Origin of the sequence: Moraxella cuniculi DSM 21768 (assembly GCF_900156515.1) — a bacterium.
Taxonomy (GTDB): Bacteria; Pseudomonadota; Gammaproteobacteria; order Pseudomonadales; family Moraxellaceae; genus Moraxella; species Moraxella cuniculi.
Genome location: NZ_FTNU01000007.1, coordinates 45,090 through 67,814, shown reverse-complemented (window position 1 = coordinate 67,814; position 22,725 = coordinate 45,090). Strand labels below are relative to the sequence as shown.

The following is a 22,725-nucleotide window of genomic DNA, read 5'->3' as shown; positions in this document are numbered from 1 at the left end:
TTGGTTATTTTTGTACCAACAAAACAAACTGCATGGCAAAAAATTTAATCCCATTCCCGTAACGGTAAATCCATTATAAGTTAATAGACTGTTGATTAAATATAAATAAAACTATGTCATTTGTTCATCTAGGTATCCGCAGCGAATACGCCATTGTTGATTCTATCGTCCGTATCAACCAGCTTGTCAAGGCTGCCGCTGCTGACAATCAGCACTCCTTGGCACTGGCGGATTATAATAATATGTTCGCCGCTGTCAAATTCTACAAAGCCTGTGTTGCAGCGGGCATCAAGCCAATCTTGGGTGCAGAGGTTGTCGTTGGCAATCATCAAGACAAAGCAGACGCTGATGCCAAGCACAGTGTGATTTTGTACGCCATGGATAATAATGGCTACCAAAACCTGCTTCGGCTAATTTCTGATGCGTATACCAGTCGCCCAATCGGTGAAAATGGCACGGTGGTTTTTGAGACACCCATCATCACCAAAGAAGCCCTTGCCAAGCGATGCGAGGGCTTGATTGCCATCCTAACCCACCGCTCAGAAATCGCTTCCTCTTTACTTGGCAATAATCCTGACAATGCCTTACCAATTTTGCAAACATGGCAAGAATGGTTTGGCGACCGACTATATATTGGCATTCGCCGCATCAAAACTTCCGATGATCGCTTCAACGAAAATGCCATCATACAAGCCTCAAAACTTGGCATCGCCATCGTTGCCCATAATGATGTGCGTTTTATTAACCCAACGGTGGTTGATATCAATGACAAAAATAACGCCACAAGCAGTGATTTTGATGCACATGAAGCACGCGTATGTATCGCCAGCGGCTATACTTTGGGCGACAAAAACCGCCCTAGAGAATACAGTGAGCAGCAGTATTTTAAAAGCCAAGACGACATGGCGGAGCTGTTTGTTGATTTGCCACAAGTTATCGAAAACACCGCCCTGTTGGCAAGTCGCTGCAATGTAACCTTGACGCTGGGCATTAATGTATTGCCTGATTTTCCGATTCCAGAAGGCGAAAGCATTGCCAGCTTTTTTAGAAAAGTCTCTGTAGATGGTCTAAACGCACGCCTTGACAAACTTTATCCACCCAATAAGCGTGGCGAGGATTGGGCAGAAATTCGCAAAGGCTATGATGACAGACTTGATTATGAGTTGGATATCATCTTAAAAATGGGTTTTCCGGGCTATTTTTTAATCGTAATGGACTTTATCCGCTGGGCAAAAGCCAATGGCGTGCCTGTTGGGCCAGGTCGCGGCTCAGGGGCGGGCTCGCTGGTTGCTTATGCCTTAAACATTACCGACCTTGATCCTTTGCGTTATGATTTGCTTTTTGAGCGGTTTTTGAATCCAGAGCGTGTTTCGATGCCTGACTTTGATATTGATTTTTGTATCGAAGGCCGTGATCGGGTGATTGATTATGTTGCACAAACCTACGGTCGCCAAGCCGTGAGCCAAATCATCACCTTTGGTACCATGGCAGCTCGTGCTGTGGTGCGTGATGTTACGCGTGTGCAAGGCAAGCCCTTTGGTCTTGGTGATCGCATCTCAAAACTTATCCCAAAAACCCCCGGCATCAGCCTAGATGCTGCTTTGGAACAAGAACCACAGCTTAAAGAATTATTAACCAATCCTGAAGTTCCAGATCATGATTTGGCAATAGAAATCTGGGAGATGGCAAAAAAACTTGAAGGCATCACACGCAATGTCGGCAAACATGCAGGTGGTGTGCTCATCGCCCCAAACCGCATCAGCGATTTTAGTGCGGTGTATTGCGATAGCGAAGGACACCCTGTCAGTCAGTTTGATAAGGACGATGTCGAGGCTGTCGGCTTGGTAAAATTTGACTTTTTGGGTCTTCGCAATCTCACTGTTATTCAGGCGGCGATTGACAACATTAACCACACTCGCAAACTACAAAACCAAGAGCCAATTGATTTGGACGAATTGCCACTTGATGACGAAGCGGTTTATCAAGCGGTGCTGCAAGAAGCCAAAACCACTGCCGTATTTCAGCTAGAAAGCACAGGCATGAAAAAATACCTCGCCCAACTAAAGCCATCAAACATCGAAGATGTCATTGCGATGTGTGCCCTGTACCGACCCGGCCCGCTGGAATCTGGCATGGTATCGGACTTTATTGAACGCAAGCACGGCATTCAAGAAGTCGCCTACCCTCACCCACAATTTCAGCATGAGCTGCTAAAAGCACCACTTGAGCCAACCTATGGGGTGATTGTTTATCAAGAGCAAGTCATGCAAATCGCCCAAATGCTGGCGGGCTATACGCTCGGTGGTGCCGATATGTTGCGGCGAGCCATGGGCAAAAAAAAGCCAGAGGAGATGGCAAAACAACGCAGCACTTTTGTTGAAGGTGCGGTGGCACAAAACATTGACGGCACTTTGGCGGCACAAATTTTTGATTTGGTAGAAAAATTTGCAGGCTATGGATTTAACAAATCACACTCGGCAGCCTACGGTGTGCTTGCCTATCAGACCGCTTATCTCAAGCACTACTACCCTGCGGAATTTATGGCAGCGGTATTAACCTCCGAGATGGACGACACTGATCAGGTGGTATTTTTGTTAAGTGATTGTAAAGATAATTTTAATCTAAATGTTATCCCACCCAGCGTCAATCACAGTCAGTGGAAATTTGTCGTTCGTGATGCCAAAACCATCGTCTATGGGCTTGGTGCTGTAAAAGGCGTTGGCGAAGAAGCGGTCAATAGCATTGTCGCTGCACGCAAAGACGGGCCGTTTAAGGACTTGTACGATTTTTGTAACCGTGTGGACATAAAAAAAGTCGGCAAACGCTCATTGGAAGCCTTGATTAAAGCAGGTTGCTTTGATATTTTGGCAGAAACGCTCAAGCCACATTATCTTGGTGAGAGTTTTGATCACAGCTATCAGATACGCCGCGGACTGTGGCGACAACTGCCTGATGCGATGGCAACTGCCGATCAGAACCGCCAAAATCAGCTTGCTGGCACGATGGATTTATTTGCTGAAGTGGACGATGGTCTGTCGGTTGCCCCCGTGCTAGAAGATGTCTATTGGCATACCCAAGACCGCCTACGATATGAACAACAAACCATCGGTCTGTATCTGACAGGACATCCGCTGGACGAATACCGCAGCGAGCTTGGTCTGTACACTTCTGTAAACAGCGTGCTTGATCTAAAAGATACAGGTCATCATGGTTCGGTGCGTATTGCAGGGCTGATTTTTGATGTGGCGTTTTTTGGCAATCGTATTGTTGTCAAAATTGACGATGGCAAAGGTCGTATAGAGCTTAGTTGCTATGGCGATACTTTTAATAAATTTAAAGAAATCATCACCGCAGGCAAAAAAGTCAGAGGCTTTGATGAAGAATATCAGCCAGCATTTAATAGCAAAGGCGAGCCAGAGAGCATGACCGTCGCCAATGTCGTCATCGCCAAAATCAGCGTGCGTGAAAGCGATGACGGCAGACTGTTTTATCGCTTGTTGCACATTGAGCCGATTGAGCAGGCACGCTTAAGACGCTTAAAAGAAATTCACATCAAGCTGGCTGCCAATGATACTGATAAATTAAATAAAGTATTAAGTTTATTAAAAGAAAATAGCCCACCGCCTGAGCTACTCACCGCCCACGATTTTGCCGCTTTGGCACATGACGAAGATGGCGAGGCAACATCGGTACCGCCATCAGATTTATGCGTGCCGATTGCCCTATATCTGTATGATGAGTGCAGTATCAGCCGTGTTCAGGTGAATGAACGCTTTCGCCTCTACCCTAGCGATGACAATATTAGCAAGCTCAAATCCTATATTGACACGAACAATTTGGTATTTCGCTAATGACACAAACTGACCGACTTGCCACCTGTTTGGCACAAATCCACACCATCATGATTGGCACAACCCTGCCTGCCAATATCGGCTCAGCGGCTCGTGCCTTACACACCATGGGACTGGGCAACCTAACAATCATCAATCCACGCCTGCCCATTGACCAAAGCAGCATAGCAAACGCTGCTGGTGCAACCTGTGTTTTGGATAATGCCGTCATCGCCGATGATTTGACATCCATCATCAATGATTGCTCGCTCGTTTTTGCCGCCAGTGCCAGAAGCAGACAGCTGCCTCGCCCTGTTGTTACTCCGAGCATGGCGGCTGATATCGCCATCACAAGACTGCTTGCGACCGAGAGTTTAGCAACAACGCAAGCACACAGCCTGCCAAAAATCGCCATTTTGTTCGGCCGTGAAGATCGCGGTCTGACTAACGAAGAGCTGGCACTGGCTCATTATCATATCCAAATCCCAGCCAACCCTGCCTACCCTGTGCTTAATGTTGCCAGTGCCATACAGGTCATTGCTGCTTGTTTTTATGAGAGATTTTCGGCACAGTTTGCTCATTCGCCCATCAGCAGCACCAAACAAACACAAGGGGTCGCCCAAACGCAGTATCCACTTGAGTTGGTGGTTCGTAGCGACTGGGACGCACCTGCCATCACCCATCAACAAGCTGACGAGCTGACCACCGCACTGATTGCCTTGATGGAGCAATTAGACCTTGTTCGTGATGACAAACTTACCCAACTGACAAATCGCTTATTGCGACTCAATCAGCGATTGCAACTGGATCAAAAAGAATACGCACTCATGCGTGCCTTGATTGCCAAGATTAGCACAGCCATAAAAACAGCAACTTGACAAATTGCATATTGATATGCCAACACAAAATTTGCCAAACCGCACCATGGACGGTATCATGTAGAGATTTAAGGTAACTCATTTATGCTAAAAAAACTACGCCAATTAACACAAGCCATCAATGATGACCTAGAGGCGGTGCTAACTCGCGATCCTGCCGCTCGCACCAAATCAGAGGTTTTACTGACCTATCCCGGCATTCATGCTCGTATCATGCACCGTGCTGCCCACGCCCTTTGGAATGCTGAATATAAATTTTTGGCACGCAGCCTGTCGCACCTTAGCCGCTGCACCACGGGCATTGAGATTCACCCTGCCGCCAAAATCGGCAAACGATTATTTATTGATCATGGCATGGGTGTGGTGATTGGCGAAACTGCCGAAATCGGTGATGATGTAACGCTTTATCACGGCGTAACCTTGGGCGGTGTCTCTTGGGAAAAAGGTGCCAAACGCCACCCTACGCTTGGCAATAATGTTGTCGTTGGTGCTGGTGCAAAAATACTCGGCGGCTTTACAGTTGGTGATGATGCCAAGATTGGCTCAAATGCCGTTGTGGTCAAACCCGTGCCTGCTGGTGCTACAATGGTTGGCAATGCCGCTCGCATGATTGTCAAAGAATCCGCACCAGCACCCTCTGCCCACCCAGCTCAATCACAAGCATTATTTGCCGCCTATGGGCTAAAGCCAGATGCCAAAGACCCTGTTGCCTCCAGCATCGCCGCCTTGCTTGCTCATATCCAGACCCAAGACAAGCAAATCTGTCAGCTAAGCGAGGCAATCAAACGCCTTGACCCCACTTTTCATGCCGAGAGCCTAAAATCACTCTGCAAAGATGATCTTGATGTACTGGGCGATCAGGACAGTCAAATTGAGTTTTATATCTGATGAATACACCGATAAACCGCTGCACTTGGTGCCTGTCTGACCCATTGTACATTCGCTATCATGACGAAGAATGGGGCAAGCCCATCTATGATGACGAAACACTCTTTGCCCTGTTGTGTCTAGAGGCCATGCAAGCAGGACTAAGCTGGATTACCATCCTAAAACGCCGTGAGCAGTATTATCAAGCCTTTGATGGGTTTAACCCTGCCAAAATCGCCCAATATGACGATCAAAAAATCAACGAATTGCTACAAAATGACGGCATCATTCGCCATCGTGGAAAAATTCGTGCCATCATCAACAATGCCAAAGCCTATCTTGCCATCAAGGCAAACGGCAGTTTTAGCGACTATCTGTGGAGCATAACCACTATTGACGGCAAGCCTGTCATCAACCACCCTGCAACGCTTGCCGAAATTCCTGCACAAACCGAAATTTCCGCCAAACTTGCCAAGCAGCTCAAAAAAGACGGTTTTGCATTTGTTGGTGCAACTACCTGCTATGCCTTTATGCAAGCGGTTGGCATGGTCAATGATCATTTGATAGATTGTCAATTTGCCAATAAATAATCAACGCAATCAGTAGTGATTAATTTGTAAGAAATTTAATTTAATAATTTATATTAAGTTAATAGAAAGTTTTGGAATCGACCAATCTATTGATTGTTGGCAAATGATTAAAAGCATAAATCTGTAAAAATTACTAAATTTTTCTTAAATTTTATTGTTAATTTGGTAAATACTATCAGCATTGATACACAAATGGTTGTTTAATGCCCAAACCATTTGCCATTGCCAAACTGGTAACATTCGGTATTTTACCACCGCCAAAAAAGTGGTAAAATAACCACATGGTTGCCACAAATCGCCCAAAGCCTTGTCGCAAGCTAAAATATGGATAAAATACTTAATTCATTTAACAGGTTGTATTAAAATGATTTTAATGATTGATAACTACTGTAGCTTTACTTACAATATTGTGCAATATTTTGGCGAATTAAAACAAGACATCACCGTATGGCGTAATGACGAAACGACACTGGCGGACATTATTGCACTGGCACCGCAGGCAATCATCATTGGGCCGGGCCCTTGTAGCCCCAGTGAGGCAGGGGTCAGTCTTGAGATTTTGCAACAATTGGCTGGCAAAATTCCCATTTTGGGCATTTGCCTTGGTCATCAGGCAATCGGTCAAGCCTTTGGCGGTCAAGTGGTGCGTGCAGGCGAGGTAATGCATGGTCGCCTGTCAAACATTCATCATCAGGCACAAGGGGTGTTTGCCAATCTGCCCAATGGCTTTGTAGCCACACGCTATCACTCACTGGTTATTGACAAAAACACATTGCCAGACTGCCTAGAAATCACCGCTTGGACCAACAATGCTGACGGCAGTATGCAAGAAATTATGGGAGTTCGCCACAAAGAATTGGCGGTTGAAGGGGTGCAATTTCACCCAGAATCCATTCTTAGCGAACACGGCTATCAGCTGTTGAATAATTTTTTAAAGCAGCACAACCTTGCCGTATTGGGCGACGACCAACTGCCACAAGTTGCCTAATTTCACACCACAACCAAGCAGCAAATGATTGAACACGCATGAGTAACATAAGCCCTGAACAAATCGCCCAATTAAGCGATGAACAAGTCCAACAAATTCTCACCCAAGCACTGTCAAGCCTGCTTGATAATCAAGATTTGCCCGCATGGCAAATGCACCAAGTCATGCTGATTATCATGCAGGGACGCTGTCCTGATGCACTGATGGGGGCAATCCTGATTGCACTGCGACAAAAAGGTGAGTCCATTGAGGAGATTGTCAGCTGTGCCAATGCCATGCTTGAGCTTGCCAATACCATTGAAATTGACGACGCCAATGCAGTTGATATTGTTGGCACAGGGGGTGATGGCTCAAATTTATTTAATGTCTCGACCGCATCGGCATTTGTTGCAGCAGCAGCAGGCGTAAGCATTGCCAAACATGGCAATCGTGGCGTTTCTACCAGCTCTGGCTCATCGGATTTATTAAGTCTTGCAGGGCTTCGCTTGGACATCGACATTGCTCATACTCGCGATGCCATCAACCAGTTGGGCATTGGTTTTTTGTTTGCCCCCAACCATCACCCAGCCATGCGTCATGCCATCGGCGTCCGCCAACAGTTAAAGGCTCGAACGATTTTTAATATTTTAGGGCCGCTAACCAACCCTGCCAGAGTCAAGCGAGCAGTTGTTGGTGTTTTTGATGCCAAATTATGCCAGCCCTTGGCGGAAGTTTTTGCCAAATTGGGCATGACTCATGTGATGGTGGTACATTCCCAAGATGGTCTTGATGAATTCAGCCTTGCAACAGGTACTCATGTTGCAGAATTAAAGCATGGTGTTATTGACACTTATATCAGCTACCCCAAAGAGCTTGGCATTGCCAGTCAGGATTTGCAAGGGCTGCAAGTTGCCAACGCTGCCGAGAGCCTAAATATTATCCAAAATGCACTTGCTGGCACGCACAATGATGCCATCACCCAAAAAGCTCGTGCGATGATTGCCATCAATGCAGGTGCCGCCATTTATGTGGCAGGACTTGCCGACACGCACGCACAAGGTGTTGCCAAAGCCATGCAAATACTAAGCAGCTCGGCTGCACTTGATAAACTCAATGAGCTAGCCCAATTTACCCAATCGGTGAGCCTATCATGACAAAGCAAACTCTAACAAACGCCACGCCAAGCATTTTACAAAAAATTATCGCAACCAAGCATCAAGAGGTTGCGATCGCTAAGCAGCAAAAAAGCCAAGCGGAACTGCTAAGCATTGCCAGAAATCACAGCCCGCGAGGTTTTGCCAACAGCTTACGCAAAGTTGATACCAACAGCCAAGTTGGTATCATTGCTGAGGTCAAAAAAGCCTCGCCCTCAAAAGGTATCATTAGCCCAAATTTTGACGCCGTTGCAAGTGCCATCGGCTATCAAAAAGCAGGAGCAACCTGCCTGTCTGTGCTGACCGATCGCGACTATTTTCAAGGCGATGATCAATATTTGATTGATGTACGCACAGCTGTCAGCCTGCCTGTATTACGCAAAGACTTTATGGTTGATGAATACCAAATTATCGAATCTGCTGCCATCGGTGCTGACTGCATCTTGCTTATCATGGCTTGTTTGGACGATGCCACACTCAAACACCTGCACCAAAGTGCGACCGAGCTTGGGCTTGATGTGCTGATCGAAATCCATAATGAGCTTGAGCTTGAGCGTGCATTGCAATTGCCACAGTCGCCTGCCAATATCTACGGCATTAACAACCGCAACCTGCATACTTTTGAGGTAGATTTGGCACACAGCATTCGCCTAAGCCAAAGCCTGTTTGCCGCTTTGGGTGATGATGCTTTGGTGGTGAGCGAAAGCGGCATTAATACCAGTGATGATATTAGGCTGATGCAACGCAACAATATTCACCATTTCTTAATTGGTGAACAATTCATGAGAACTGACAATGCAGGTGCAGCCCTTTCCTCTCTCTTGGCTGACATTTGATAATATTTTAGAAAATTTTAATAATTAGAGTACATTATGAGCGAAATCAAAAAACGCATTCTCACAGGCATTACCACCACAGGCATTCCCCACTTGGGTAACTATGTTGGCTCAATTCGCCCTGCCATTGCCTCGGCAAATGCCGCCCATGAGCAAAATGACGGCGATGCTTTTTTCTTTTTGGCTGACTATCACGGCATCATCAAATGCTTTGACCCTGACGAAATCCACCGCTCTACACGAGCCATTGCTGCCACTTGGATTGCCTGCGGTCTCGATCCTGAAAAAGTAACTTTTTATCGCCAATCAGACATTCCAGAAATTGCTGAATTATCTTGGGTGCTAAACTGCTCTTGTGCCAAGGGGCTAATGAACCGAGCCCATGCCTACAAGGCAGCAGTGGATATCAACCTTACCAAACCAGACACCGATCCTGATTACGGCATCAGCATGGGATTGTTTAGCTATCCTGTATTAATGGCGGCGGATATTTTGATGTTTAATGCCACCCATGTGCCTGTTGGCAAGGACCAAATTCAGCACATCGAAATGGCAAGAGATATTGCAGGGAGTTTTAATTTTAAATACAAGCCACTGTTTGTTGAACCTCAAGCCATTGTTGATGAGAATACGCCACTGCTGACAGGGCTTGACGGTCGCAAAATGTCAAAAAGCTACAACAACACCATTCCTTTGTTTGGCGATGGCAATCCTCAAATCGATCCCGAAAAAGCCCTAAAAAAAGCAATCGCCCAAATCGTAACCAACTCGCAAGCACCCAGCGAACCAAAAGACCCTGACAATTGCACAATTTTTGAGATTTATAAGGCATTTGCCAGCGATGATGAAATTCATGCCTTGGCTGAGCATTATCGGCGTGGCATCGGCTGGGGCGAAGCAAAACAAATTTTGTTCGACAAAATCAATGGCGAAATTGCCCCTTATCGTGAGCGTTATCTACAGCTGATGAATGACCCAAAGCAGCTTGAAGAAATTCTGCAAATGGGTGCTGTCAAAGCACGCCGAGTTGCCCAAAAACAACTGGACAAAACTAGGCGTGCCATCGGAATTAAGCCACTGGCGAAACTTAAATGACAACAGCCTCTTCTGATATTGGCGTACGCATTTTTGATACGCCTGTACTCAATCTGCCTGAGGATTTGTACATTCCTCCTCAGGCATTTGCCATTTGGCTTGAGCAATTTGCAGGGCCGCTTGATTTTTTGCTATATTTGGTCAAAAAAAATAACTTTGACCTGACAGAAACGGCAATTTTGCCAATTACAGAGCAGTATTTGAGCTATATTCAAGATTTGGACGAGGCTTATTTTGAGTTGGCAGGTGATTATCTGTTGATGGCAAGCACGCTGATCGCCATCAAGTCTGAATTATTATTGCCACAACCTGAAATCAGTGATGACGAGGCAAGTCCCAAGGCTCGCTTGATTCGGCGATTGGAAGAATACGCCCAAATTAAAGAGGCCGCCCATCGTATTGATGGCTTATTGCGGCTTGAGCGAGATGTCTTTTTGGCTTTTGCCAGTATGCCAAACCATGAAGCAATGCAACGCGAGCTGCCCAATTATTCACCAGATTTGCTGATTAATAGCTTGATTACCATGCAGATTCGCCCCGAGCCAACCATGCACACGGTGCAAGCTGACACCGTTCCTTTGTCCGAACGCATTGCCATGATTAGTCGCACGCTCAGCGAAAAAGGCGTGAGTAGTTTTGCCGAATTGCTTGATAAAAAGCAAGGCAAAATAGGCGTTGTTGTCAGCTTTGTGGCAGTGCTTGAGCTGATTAAGCGGGGCTTTATCGGTTTTAATCATGCAGATAATGACAACACGGATATTGCCAATGAATCACTGCATTGGCTACATTGAGATTTTTAGTTACACGAGCAAGCAATGAGCGACACCCAAAAACCTGATTTTTTACAAGCACACAAAAAGGCAGAAACCTTTAGCCGTTACATTGAGGTTTTGCTACACGCCAGCGAAACACCGCTAACCGACAACGACCTAAAAAAGCACTTGATGATTGGTAAATCAGAGCTTAATGATGCCTTAGCAGTGCTACAAGAGCGGCTTAGCCATGGCGTGCTGGCTTTAAACAAAACCGCCAGCGGCTATCGTTTACAAATCAAAGACAGTTACAGTGGATTGATTCAGCAGGTATTTCCAGAGCGTCTTGAAAACCTAAGCCAAGCCCTGCTTGAAACCCTAAGCGTCATTGCCTACAAGCAGCCCGTTACTCGCACCGACATTGAGCAAGTGCGTGGCGTAACTGTATCGAGTAATATTTTGCGTCAATTATTTGACAAAGGCTGGATTATCGAACAAGGACACAAAGACACTTTGGGTCGCCCTGCACTGCTGCACACCACCAAGGCATTTTTGGACGCATTTGGCTTGGATACGCTTGATGATTTGCCACCCTTGCCAGATTTGGAGCGATTAAAATCTTTGTCATGATACATCACTTGTTTTACCAAATTAATGAAGAATTTCTAATCAATCATCAGTCAATATCAAGTCATAAAACCATGCCATGATTGGTTATTTTGTCAAATGCTTGCCAAAAGACAGCAAATGCCCTATCATAGCAACTGCTGGCAAGTAGCTGTTTTTGACAGATTCTACCAATGAGTACCAGCAATTTACTTTACATTGAGAAATGTTAAATTCCACTTTCAGGACAGCTTATGAATAATCACACAAAAATCGATACGCAACCGTCAATTCCCACCATTGATGCCGACAAACCTGCTGGCGAAAAATTACAAAAACTGCTGGCACGGCTAGGTCTTGGCTCACGGCGAGGGCTTGAGGAAATCATCAAGGCAGGACGCATCTCAATCAATGGGCAAACTGCCGCCTTGGGCGACCGTGCCGTATTGACTGACGAGATTCGCATTGACGGCAGGCAAGTTCGCCTAAAAGCCGAGCGTGAAAAACGCCGTCGTGTCATCGCCTACTACAAGCCCGAGGGCGAAATCTGCTCAGCATCTGACCCCGAAGGTCGCCCTACGGTATTTGACCGCCTGCCTAAGCTGACAGGCGATCGTTGGGTCATGGTCGGTCGCCTTGACATCAACTCATCAGGCTTGTTGTTATTTACCAACGATGGCGAGCTGGCTCATCGACTGATGCACCCATCTCATGAGGTACTGCGTGAATATGCCGTGCGTGTTTTGGGCGAAGTTACGCCACAGATTGCTTCGGCCTTGACCACTGGCGTGCAGCTTGATGATGGCTTTGCCAAATTTGACGACATTAAAGAAGGTGGTGGCACTGGTGTCAATAAATGGTATCATGTCAGCATCAAAGAAGGCCGCAAGCGTGAAGTTCGCCGTATGTTCGAAAGTCAAAACCTTAAGGTCTCTCGACTGATTCGCACACGCTATGGGGTCATCACGCTGCCAACCCAATTGCGTACAGGTCGTTTTATTGAACTTGATGCCAAAGAAATTGGCAAGTTGGTTGAATCTGTTGGTTTGCGTCAGCGACAAGGCACAGGGCTTAACCATGCCACCCGCCAAAAACAAGCACGCATTCACAAAAAACCGCTCAAAGCTCGTGAGGTTCGCAAAAAACACAATGAGCAAGCCAAACCAGCCACGCCAAATTTACGCACTGCCAAATTTCGCAAAATCTAAAATCCACCCAATATCCCAAGTGCCAACCAATTTGGCTTGGCACTTGTGCTTATTATTTATTGGATAAAATTGCAAATTTATTTAATAATATTTTATATTTTACTTGATAAATACCACAAAATACCCAAACTCATACACGCTGCCAATATGGCAAAATTTTATATTTTTTAATAATGCTGTTTATACAAAATTTGCAAAATTTCCTTCATTATGCCCCATTGGCAAAAATTATTTTCTTGGTTACAAAAAAGTTTAAATTTTATCGTAAAGTAAGTTATTGAAAAAATTAAAATTTGCAAATGAATCACAAAAATAAAAAAGTTGCAATCTTTTATTTTCAAAAAAAATCAGCTATATTGTAGCCCTAAATTACCCATGTACTAAATATTGTAGGTTAATTATTTACATATTGCTTCATTCAGCTGTAGCAATATCTTAATGTTGCCATAGATAAATTTAATTTTGGTTAATAATCAATTTAGGAGTAGCGATGACGCATATCGATAAAATCAAAGTAACAAAACGAGATGGTCGTCTTGAGCCTATTGATTTGGATAAGATTCACCGTGTCATTACTTGGGCTGCCGAAGGGCTTGACAATGTCTCCGTATCTCAAGTTGAGCTAAAATCACACATACAGTTTTATGACGGTATTCGCACTCGTGATATCCACGAAACCATCATCAAAGCCGCTGCCGATTTAATTTCAACCGAAACACCAGATTATCAATATCTGGCAGCTCGCTTGGCGATTTTTCATCTGCGTAAAATTGCCTACGGTGAGTTTGAACCACCTCATCTGTATGACCATGTCAAAAATCTCACCGAACAAGGCAAATACGACAAGCACATCTTGGCAGATTACGACATCGCAGAATTTAACACGCTAAATGACTATATCAACCATAGTCGTGATATGAACCTTGCTTATGCCGCCGTTGAACAAATGATGGGCAAATATTTGGTGCAAGACAGAGTCAGTAAGCAAGTTTATGAAAGCCCCCAATTTTTGTATATGCTGGTGGGTATGTGCCTATTTGCCAGCTACGATAAGGTAATCCGACTGGATTATGTCAAGCGGTTCTATGATGCCACTTCGAACTTTTATATCTCGCTACCTACGCCAATTATGGCAGGTGTACGCACACCGACCAGACAATTTAGCTCCTGCGTATTGATTGAATGCGATGACAATTTGGACAGTATTAATGCCACCACTTCTGCCATTGTTCGCTATGTTTCACAGCGGGCAGGCATTGGCATCAACGCAGGAGCAATCCGTGCTTTGGGCAGTCCAATTCGTGGCGGTGAAGCTCAACACACAGGCTGTATTCCATTTTTTAAAATGTTCCAAGCAGCTGTCAAGTCTTGCTCGCAAGGCGGTGTACGTGGTGGTGCAGCAACCTTATTTTATCCACTATGGCACTTAGAAATCGAAAGCCTATTGGTGCTAAAAAACAACCGCGGTGTTGAGGATAACCGTGTTCGCCACATGGATTATGGTGTGCAACTGAACAAAACCATGTACACAAGACTGATTAAAGGCGAACAAATCACCCTATTCTCACCCTCTGATGTGCCGGGTCTGTATGAGGCATTTTTTGCCAATCAGGCAGAATTTGAACGCCTCTATCATCAATACGAGGCAGATGACAACATTCGCAAACGCAAAGTCGCTGCCCGTGATTTGTTCAGCCTTATGCTACAAGAGCGTGCCAGCACAGGTCGTATCTATATCCAAAATGTCGATCATTGCAACACACACAGCCCCTTTGATCCGAGCATTGCACCGATTCGCCAATCAAATTTGTGCATGGAAATCGCCCTGCCAACTGCACCACTTGATAATATTAATGACGACAAAGGTGAAATCGCCCTTTGTACACTTTCGGCAGTAAACTTGGGTAAAATCAATTCATTAAGCGACATTGAAGAACCTGCCGAACTTATCGTGCGTGCCCTTGATGCCCTGCTTGATTATCAAGACTACCCTGTCATCGCCGCCAAAAGAGGCAGCATGAACCGACGCACGCTTGGTGTGGGCGTTATCAACTATGCTTATTATCTGGCAAAAAATGGCACTCGCTATTCGGATGCTGCAGCACTGGGGCTTACCCATCGCACTTTTGAAGCATTACAATATTATCTATTAAAGGCTTCTAACAAACTTGCCAAAGAGCAAGGGGCTTGCCCATGGTTTGAGCAGACCACCTACAGTCAAGGCATTCTGCCCATTGATACCTACAAGGCAGATTTGGACAGTATTTGCACCGAGCCTTTGCACCTAGATTGGGAGGCATTGCGAACTGACATCAAGACATACGGCTTACGCAACTCCACCCTGTCAGCCCTTATGCCGTCAGAGACATCTAGCCAAATCGCCAACGCCACCAACGGCATCGAACCGCCTCGTGGCTTGGTATCGGTCAAGCAGTCCAAAGATGGCATCTTAAAACAAGTCGTCCCTGAAATTGAGCGACTGGCGAGCCAATATGAGCTACTTTGGGATATTCCTGATAATAATGGCTATCTAAGATTGGTTGGCATCATGCAAAAATTCATCGACCAGAGCATCTCAGCCAATACCAACTACGACCCTGCCAAATTTGACGGTGGTAAAGTACCGATGAAGGTTTTGATTCAAGATTTGCTGACCGCTTATAAATTTGGTGTCAAAACACTTTATTATCACAACACGCGTGATGGTGCGGACGACAGCCAAAACGACCTTGATGACGGCTGTGCCAATGGTGCGTGCAAAATTTAGTCCAATGCACCGCTACTTTGGTAAATTTATGCTATAATGTTAGCTGTGCATTTTTTGTGATATGATTTTAATTATTATCACATGATTAATAAGTTAATTTTGAGAAAAGTATGAACATTCAAGCCCTAATGCAACAAGCCCAAGCCATGCAAAAGCAAGTCGAAAAAAATGTCGAAGCTGCCAAAGCCAGCCTTGCCACCAAAGAGGTGCAAGGTGAAGCTGGTAATGGCTTGGTGAAAGTTACCATGACAGGTCGCCATGTTGTCAAACGCCTCTTTATTGACCCAAGCCTGATGGGTGATGAGCCTGATATGATTGAAGACTTGGTGGCAGCTGCGGTTAATGATGCAGTGCGTCAAGCTGACGAGCTACATGAAGAAGTGATGGCTGGTGCAACAACAGGCATGGGTTTGCCGCCCAGCATGAAAGGATTGTTTGGCTAACTCATGCTCACGCCAAAACTTGACCATCTCATCAAACAATTGCAAATCTTACCAAGCGTTGGACAAAAATCAGCCCAACGCATGGCACTGCAATTACTTAGCAAAAAACGCCAACAAGGCATCAATCTGGCAGCCGCACTGGATATTGCCATGAAAGAGATCATCGAATGTCGTCATTGCCATTCATTCAGCGATGATGAAATCTGCCCAATTTGCCGTGATTCCCGCCGTGATAGTTCGTTACTTTGCGTGGTTGAAAGTGCCGCCGATGTGATGGCGATTGAGCAAAGCGGTGCATATCGTGGCAGATATTTTGTGCTGGGTGGTCATCTTTCTCCAATTGATGGCATTAATGCTGACGATTTGCACATAGATGAGCTGATTGCACGCATCAAAAATGAGGCCATCAGTGAATTAATCATCGCCACAGGCTCAACCATTGAAGGTCAGACTACGGCGTTTTTTATCCATGACGCTGTCTGCAATCATGTAACAAAAATCACTCGCCTAGCCCAAGGCATTCCAATGGGTGGCGAGCTTGAGTATATCGACAGCATTACCCTACACCAAGCCCTACAAAATCGTGGTTCTTTATAATCCGTCCTGAGCAACCGCCCAAACAATCACCATGACACAAACAGCGTATTTTAATCCCCCAAAACCAACCATTGACACCCATGCTCTTGACCAGCTGCCCACACGCTGGGTTCGCACCGAGGATGAGCTTTATGCCCTGATTGATGAAATTGATGGGATTGACAAAGTTGCACTTGATACCGAATTTATTAAACGCACCACCTACTATCCGATTTTGGCATTGGTGCAGGTGAATACTGGCAGTACTATTTATTTGGTCGATGCTCCACGCCTTGATTTGACGGAATTTTGGCAGGCATTGGCAGAAATACCGACAATGATTTGGTATGCTTGTGGTGAAGATTTGGGGATTTTTTATCTACTTGCCAAATGTCCACCGCTTGACAATGTCTTTGATGTGCAGCTGGCGGTAGCATACCTGTCAGGCAAACTACAAACAGGCTACAGCCAAGCATTAAGCGAGATTTTAGACATCAATATTGACAAAGGCGAAAGTCAATCCAACTGGCTGGCACGCCCTTTATCACACGAACAAGAAATATACGCCGCCAACGATGTGCGTTATCTATTGGCACTTTATGAAGTGGTTTGTGATGAATTGGCACGGCGTAACATTCTAAGCTGCACTCAAGAGGACAGTCGGCACTATGCACATGAATTACACGAACTTGCCACACAAAATGATGATGTGCTATATATTGATTTATTAGTTCCGATTTATAATCGCCGTCAAATCGCTGCACTTCAGCAACTGACCATCTGGCGAGAAACTTTGGCTCGTGCCACCAACGAACCTCGCAGTTTTATTATTGGCAAGCAAGCCTTGCGTGAGATTATTGAGCAAATGCCTGACAGCATTAAACTGCTGGCACGCACCACACTAAACCGTGCCGTGCTAAGACGCCATGGCGATGAGATCGTGCGTATCATTCGCCAAACCAACGCCCTGCCCGAAAATGCCCTGCCACCCTTACCAAACCCTACTTATCACAGCAAGGCAAAGCCTTTTAAAAAACCACTTGATGCCGCCTTGAGCGAATACAGTGATACGCACCGCATTCCCGTCAATTTATTACTAAAAAATCGCTGGCTCAATCATCTGTTACTACTGGTTGCCTATGATGGTGATATTGATAACCTACCCAGAGAGCTGCTTGGTTATCGTAAGCAGCTTGTATGCGAAAAATTACTCCCAGTATTAACACCATTTAAAGAGCATATTTTACAAGTACTAAATACACCACAAATTACCAACAATAACCATTAATAAGAATATCTAATGAATTATAGCGATAAATTTTCTCACATCGTGGTATATTGCGGTTCCAATCTGGGCAATACGCCCGCCTATCGTGATGCTGCTTATGCACTGGGACAGGCATTTGCCAAACATCGCATTACGCTGGTCTATGGCGGTGGCAAAGTTGGCTTGATGGGTGTTTTGGCAGACAGTATCATGGCACACGGTGGTGCCAGCATTGGAGTGATTCCGCAATTTTTAAAGGACAAAGAGGTTGCCCATCAAGGCTTAAGCGAACTCATCACTACTTGTGATATGGCAACTCGCAAGCTAAAAATGATTGAGCTTGGCAAGGCATTTATTGCCCTACCCGGTGGCATTGGTACTTATGAAGAACTGTTTGAGGTCATCTCACTGGCACAACTTCGCCAACACAACAAACCCATTGGTGTGCTGAATATTGATGGATTTTTTGACCCCTTGCTAAAGTTACTGGAACAAACCGCAGAAACAGACTTTATGCCAGCAAGCAACATGAATCTGGTCTGTGTTGCCAACACCATTGACGATTTATTGCATCAGATGGCAAACTATCAATTTGTTGAATCACAAAAATGGGTCAAGCCTAAGTGGCTGGCTGATGATAGCGACTATATCGTGCCAAAATTCACCTAAAAAAGCCCTTTTTGACAATTTTGTAGCAAAATATTGCAAAAAACACTTGCAATAAAATAAAACGAATGTACACTATATAAAGATATTTGACGCTGGCATCAAATCCGGTGTTCTTGCATTGTTTTGCTCGCTGTTGTTGCAGTCGCTCGACAGTTAGCCTGTTTTTCACTTTTTAGCAAAGGTAATCCTGATGGACATCAAAAAAATTCGCGAACTTGTCGATCTGATGGAAGAAAAAGATCTGTTAAACCTAGAATATGGTCATGACGACAAATACATCAGTCTTACACGCAACACCGCCGTCCAAACCGTTGTCGCCCCCCAAGCTGTCGCTCCTGCTACCACTACTGCCACTCCTGCACCTGCCGCCAGCAAAACAATCAGCGGCAAAATCGAAACTTCGCCTATGGTTGGTGTGTTTTATTCTGCACCTAGTCCAAACGATCCTCCATTTGTCAAGGTTGGTCAAAAAGTTGAAGCTGGCGATACTTTGGGCATCATTGAAGCAATGAAAATCATGAATCCGCTAGAAGCCACCCAAAGTGGCATTATCGAAGAAATTTTGGTCAGTAATGCCGAAGTGGTTGAATTTGGACAACCTGTTATCCGCTACAAAGCCTAACGAGATGTGCCATGATTAAAAAACTCCTCATTGCCAATCGTGGCGAGATTGCTCTGCGTATTGTCCGAGCCTGTAAGCAACTGGGCATTGCAACCGTTGGTGTGTATTCCACTGCCGACAAAGACCTGATGCATTTGCGTTTTGTTGATGAAGCGGTCTGCATCGGCAACGCACCTTCTGCCCAGAGTTATCTAGATATTAATGCCCTGCTTGCCGCTGCCGAAATCACAGGGGCAGATGCAATCCACCCAGGTTATGGCTTTTTGTCCGAAAATGCCGAGTTTGCCGAGCGTGTCGAAGAAGCAGGATTGACCTTTGTTGGTCCACACCCTGAGCATATTCGCTTGATGGGCAATAAAGTCTCTGCCATTAATGCCATGAAAGAAGCTGGCGTGCCAACTGTACCAGGTTCGGTCGGTGCCATCACCATTCATAACGCCGAAGAACAAGCCAAAAAAATCGGTTTTCCTTTGATTGTCAAAGCCGCAGCTGGTGGCGGTGGTCGTGGTATGCGTGTTGTTGAACGCTTTGAAGAGCTGCTCAACCAAGTACAAGCTGCCAAAACCGAAGCTCAAAGTGCATTTGGCGATGATACGGTATACATGGAGCGATTCCTAAAAAATCCTCGCCATGTTGAGGTACAGGTATTGGGCGATGGTAACGGTCATGCCTTGCATCTATTTGATCGCGACTGCTCATTACAACGCCGTCATCAAAAGGTGCTTGAGGAAGCACCAGCTCCTGATATTCCTGATGATGTACGCACACCGATTTTGCAAGCCTGCGTGCGTGCGTGCGAACAAATCGGTTATCGAGGTGCGGGTACTTTTGAATTTTTATACGAAAATGGCGAATTTTTCTTTATTGAGATGAATACGCGTGTGCAAGTTGAGCACCCTGTTACCGAGATGATTACAGGTATTGACATTGTGGTTGAGCAATTAAAAATTGCCGCAGGCTATGGATTGTCTTATCATCAAGATGAAATCACCATTCGTGGTCATGCCATCGAATGCCGTATCAATGCCGAAGACCCCAAGACTTTTATGCCCTCACCCGGCAAAATTGAACAGCTATTTACCCCGAGTGGCTCTGGCATTCGCTTTGATTCGCATCTGTACCAAGGGTACCGCATTCCAAGCTATTATGACTCTTTGATTGGCAAGCTGATCTGCCATGCACAGACTCGTCGCCAAGCCATTGCTAAGACATTGCACGCTTTGGACGAACTGGTGGTTGGTGGTGTCAAAACCAACATTCCGCTCCACCGAGATGTCATTTTGCAAGATGAGGCATTTTGTGAAGAGGCACAAAATATTCATTATCTTGAAGGGCATATGCTAAAAAAGGCTTAACCACTTCTAACAATCAGGGCTGATTAATTTTCTGCCCTGATTGTTTAATTTATTAAAAATCCCACCTACCAGCTCTTTCCCATTAAAGATACTAAGACCAGTTATTTTTTGCTTTGGATATATTCGCTTGCCACAACAATAGCCCAGCTTGCAATTTATCATCGCTGTTTTATTTACAACAATGAATCAAACCCAGCTTGCTGATTAAATGACAGGGTATTGTTTTTATTTTTTAAATAATATTTTTATATTGATTAACCAGTCTAATAAAATTATCACTGGTGATTTGCCCTATTTCCTCAGGCGTTTTGTCAAAAATTTTTGCCAAAACTTGTGCCACATAAGGGACAAAAGTTGGCTCATTTTGCTTGCCTCGCTTCGGTACAGGTGCCAAATATGGACTATCCGTCTCTATCAATAATCTATCCAGAGGCAGCTTGGCAACAACTTCTCGCAAATCCTGCGATTTGTTAAAACTTATAATCCCCGAAAGCGAAATATAAAGTCCACCGTCAAGTGCCTGACGAGCAAACGCATAGTCCTCAGTAAAGCAATGGATAATCCCATGCTCACAGTTTTCGGATTTTAGCACATCTAAAGTATCTTGATAGGCATTTCGGGTATGAACCACAATGGGTTTTTTGGCAATCTTGCTGGCAGCGATATGGGTTGCAAAACTGTGTTTTTGTGCCTTGCTTTTGTTTTCGTCCCAATAATAATCAAGCCCAGTCTCGCCAAATGCCCATACTTTATCACCATCAAGTGCCAACAAATCATCAACACAAACCGCCGCCAGCACAGCCTCATCTTGACAAGGGTGAATGCCGACACTCATGCCAATATCAGGCATGGATTGATTTTGTGATGCCAAATCCACCCATTCGCGAATTGCCTGATTTTCTGACAATTGACACATGATTGCCATCACGCGACCAACACCAGCATGGCTCATGGCATCAAGCAGTGCTTGCGGTTGATTATTGTGATTGTCAAGTGTCAGGTAAGTTAGATGAGCATGGCTGTCAGTAAAGGACATATCTAAACCTTTATTAAATAGTTTTATTTAATTAACAAGTTAAAATTAAAAATATCTTATTATCTGCATATATTATTATAAACTTTCTTGGTGTTTTTTTCAAAAGGCTGTGTTTTAAAATTTGATTGATGTGGTGCGTCAGATTTGCTATAATCCCCATACTATCAAGCGGTTATGGGGATTTTTATTTATGAAAACCACACACGAAATTGATATACTCAAGCAACTCTTTGAAAACCTGTCTGAGCGAGATAAACATCAGTTTTTAAGCCAAATTACCAGTAGCCAATCTGCAATTCAAAAAGTGATCCAACCAAGAGAAGTAAAAGCCTGTCCACATTGTCAATCTGTTCATTTTGTGAAGAATGGTAAGCGTAATGGCAGACAAAATTTCCTTTGTCGTGATTGCAATAAAGCCTTTGTTGAACAAACTGGCACAATCTTATTCGGTATGAAAAAAGATATTGCGGTATTAGAAAAGTACGTTCATTGTATGATTGAAAAATACTCGTTGCGTAAATGTGCTGAAATTTGCGACATCAATCTTGCTACCGCCTTTGCTTGGCGGCATAAAATCTTAGACGCTCTGCAAAAGATGATGGAGCAAGTAGAATTAGATGGTGTAGTGCAAGCTGATGAAACCTTTACCACGATTTCCTATAAAAGGCATCACAAAAATTTTAACTTGCCACGCCCACCACATAAACGAGGAACAGTGGCGACAAAACGTGGTTTATCGAAACAGCAAGTCTGTGTTCCTGTGGGTGTAAATCTAAATGGGCTATCTATTGCTAAGATAGCGAATTTAGGTCGTCCCAATGTAACAGATTTGCAGAAAGTCTTAGGCGGTAAGATTGCCCAAAATTCCGTTTTTGTGACGGATTCGCTCCGCTCTTATCAGAAATTGTCATTCGATATGGGCTTAAATCATATCCTAATCCCGAGAAACAAATATAAAAATGGCGTATTCAACATTCAGACCGTGAACAACTATCACAAACGCCTGAAAGATTTAATCTTCGGCACATTCAAAGGTGTGGCAACAAAGTACCTAAATAATTATCTCGTGTATCACAACTTTGTGAACTTCGCCAAAGATACGAAGAAGAATAAAGAAGTCGTCTTATTCGATTTTATTCGCAATACGTTTTGTCAAAGTAGAACGTTTGAAATCTCAAAACGCCCTGCATTACCTATCTAGGAGGTA

Annotated in this window: 19 protein-coding genes and 1 pseudogene; 19 read left to right on the top strand and 1 reads right to left on the bottom strand. The window is 44.7% G+C overall.

The features are described 5' to 3' along the window. Nucleotides 1–113 precede the first annotated feature (113 nt). The 18 genes and pseudogenes from dnaE (at nt 114) to accC (ending at nt 20,482) form a co-directional block, all read left to right on the top strand. Nucleotides 114–3,851, top strand: coding sequence for a DNA polymerase III subunit alpha (gene dnaE / locus BW928_RS05520; protein WP_076555244.1), 3,738 nt, complete (start codon nt 114–116; stop codon nt 3,849–3,851). Beyond that, nucleotides 3,851–4,708, top strand: a complete 858-nt coding sequence (locus BW928_RS05515) for an RNA methyltransferase (RefSeq protein ID WP_076555243.1) — start codon at nt 3,851–3,853, stop codon at nt 4,706–4,708. Before dnaE ends, BW928_RS05515 begins: the two co-directional genes overlap by 1 nt. A gap of 84 nt (nt 4,709–4,792) precedes the next feature. Further along, nucleotides 4,793–5,596: a serine O-acetyltransferase gene (cysE, locus tag BW928_RS05510; RefSeq protein WP_076555242.1), complete on the top strand. Its 804-nt coding sequence runs from the start codon at nt 4,793–4,795 to the stop codon at nt 5,594–5,596. Next, complete coding sequence (locus BW928_RS05505; protein WP_076555241.1) at nt 5,596–6,165, top strand: DNA-3-methyladenine glycosylase I; 570 nt, start codon at nt 5,596–5,598, stop codon at nt 6,163–6,165. The genes cysE and BW928_RS05505 overlap by 1 nt, the downstream gene beginning before the upstream one ends. A gap of 364 nt (nt 6,166–6,529) precedes the next feature. Next, nucleotides 6,530–7,153, top strand: a complete 624-nt coding sequence (locus BW928_RS05500) for an aminodeoxychorismate/anthranilate synthase component II (RefSeq protein ID WP_076555240.1) — start codon at nt 6,530–6,532, stop codon at nt 7,151–7,153. A gap of 38 nt (nt 7,154–7,191) precedes the next feature. Continuing rightward, a complete protein-coding gene (gene trpD / locus BW928_RS05495; protein WP_076555239.1) occupies nt 7,192–8,286 on the top strand; it encodes an anthranilate phosphoribosyltransferase in 1,095 nt (364 codons plus the stop codon). After that, nucleotides 8,283–9,122: an indole-3-glycerol phosphate synthase TrpC gene (trpC, locus tag BW928_RS05490; protein ID WP_076555238.1), complete on the top strand. Its 840-nt coding sequence runs from the start codon at nt 8,283–8,285 to the stop codon at nt 9,120–9,122. Before trpD ends, trpC begins: the two co-directional genes overlap by 4 nt. A gap of 36 nt (nt 9,123–9,158) precedes the next feature. Beyond that, nucleotides 9,159–10,217, top strand: coding sequence for a tryptophan--tRNA ligase (gene trpS / locus BW928_RS05485; RefSeq protein WP_076555237.1), 1,059 nt, complete (start codon nt 9,159–9,161; stop codon nt 10,215–10,217). Further along, a complete protein-coding gene (locus BW928_RS05480) occupies nt 10,214–11,008 on the top strand; it encodes a segregation and condensation protein A (RefSeq protein WP_076555236.1) in 795 nt (264 codons plus the stop codon). The genes trpS and BW928_RS05480 overlap by 4 nt, the downstream gene beginning before the upstream one ends. Nucleotides 11,009–11,032: 24 nt before the next feature. After that, a complete protein-coding gene (gene scpB / locus BW928_RS05475) occupies nt 11,033–11,599 on the top strand; it encodes an SMC-Scp complex subunit ScpB (RefSeq protein WP_076555235.1) in 567 nt (188 codons plus the stop codon). A gap of 230 nt (nt 11,600–11,829) precedes the next feature. Further along, nucleotides 11,830–12,783 (top strand): 23S rRNA pseudouridine(2605) synthase RluB, encoded by a 954-nt coding sequence (gene rluB, locus BW928_RS05470; RefSeq protein WP_078310104.1) that lies wholly within the window; start codon nt 11,830–11,832, stop codon nt 12,781–12,783. 490 nt (nt 12,784–13,273) lie between these two features. Continuing rightward, nucleotides 13,274–15,550, top strand: coding sequence for a class 1a ribonucleoside-diphosphate reductase subunit alpha (nrdA, locus tag BW928_RS05465; RefSeq protein WP_076555234.1), 2,277 nt, complete (start codon nt 13,274–13,276; stop codon nt 15,548–15,550). Nucleotides 15,551–15,657: 107 nt separating this feature from the next. After that, a pseudogene (locus BW928_RS05460) lies at nt 15,658–15,993 on the top strand (YbaB/EbfC family nucleoid-associated protein); the annotation flags it as partial. A 3-nt stretch (nt 15,994–15,996) separates the two neighbouring features. Then, on the top strand, nt 15,997–16,590 hold the full coding sequence (recR, locus tag BW928_RS05455; RefSeq protein WP_076555232.1) for a recombination mediator RecR: 594 nt from the start codon (nt 15,997–15,999) through the stop codon (nt 16,588–16,590). A gap of 31 nt (nt 16,591–16,621) precedes the next feature. Next, complete coding sequence (locus BW928_RS05450; protein WP_076555231.1) at nt 16,622–17,857, top strand: ribonuclease D; 1,236 nt, start codon at nt 16,622–16,624, stop codon at nt 17,855–17,857. Between the two features lie 12 nt (nt 17,858–17,869). Then, nucleotides 17,870–18,505, top strand: a complete 636-nt coding sequence (locus BW928_RS05445; RefSeq protein ID WP_076555230.1) for an LOG family protein — start codon at nt 17,870–17,872, stop codon at nt 18,503–18,505. Between the two features lie 190 nt (nt 18,506–18,695). Beyond that, entirely contained in the window at nt 18,696–19,127 is a 432-nt protein-coding gene (gene accB / locus BW928_RS05440; protein WP_076555229.1) for an acetyl-CoA carboxylase biotin carboxyl carrier protein, read from the top strand. 11 nt (nt 19,128–19,138) lie between these two features. Next, entirely contained in the window at nt 19,139–20,482 is a 1,344-nt protein-coding gene (gene accC, locus BW928_RS05435; protein ID WP_076555228.1) for an acetyl-CoA carboxylase biotin carboxylase subunit, read from the top strand. A gap of 232 nt (nt 20,483–20,714) precedes the next feature. Here accC and BW928_RS05430 read toward each other — a convergent pair whose 3' ends face one another. Continuing rightward, the gene (locus BW928_RS05430; RefSeq protein ID WP_076555227.1) at nt 20,715–21,518 is read right to left on the bottom strand and encodes a TatD family hydrolase; all 804 of its coding nucleotides are present in this window, start codon (nt 21,516–21,518) and stop codon (nt 20,715–20,717) included. A gap of 190 nt (nt 21,519–21,708) precedes the next feature. Between BW928_RS05430 and BW928_RS05425 the strand changes: the two genes are divergently transcribed. Continuing rightward, nucleotides 21,709–22,719, top strand: a complete 1,011-nt coding sequence (locus BW928_RS05425) for an IS1595 family transposase (RefSeq protein ID WP_076555226.1) — start codon at nt 21,709–21,711, stop codon at nt 22,717–22,719. The last annotated feature ends 6 nt before the right edge of the window (nt 22,720–22,725 follow it).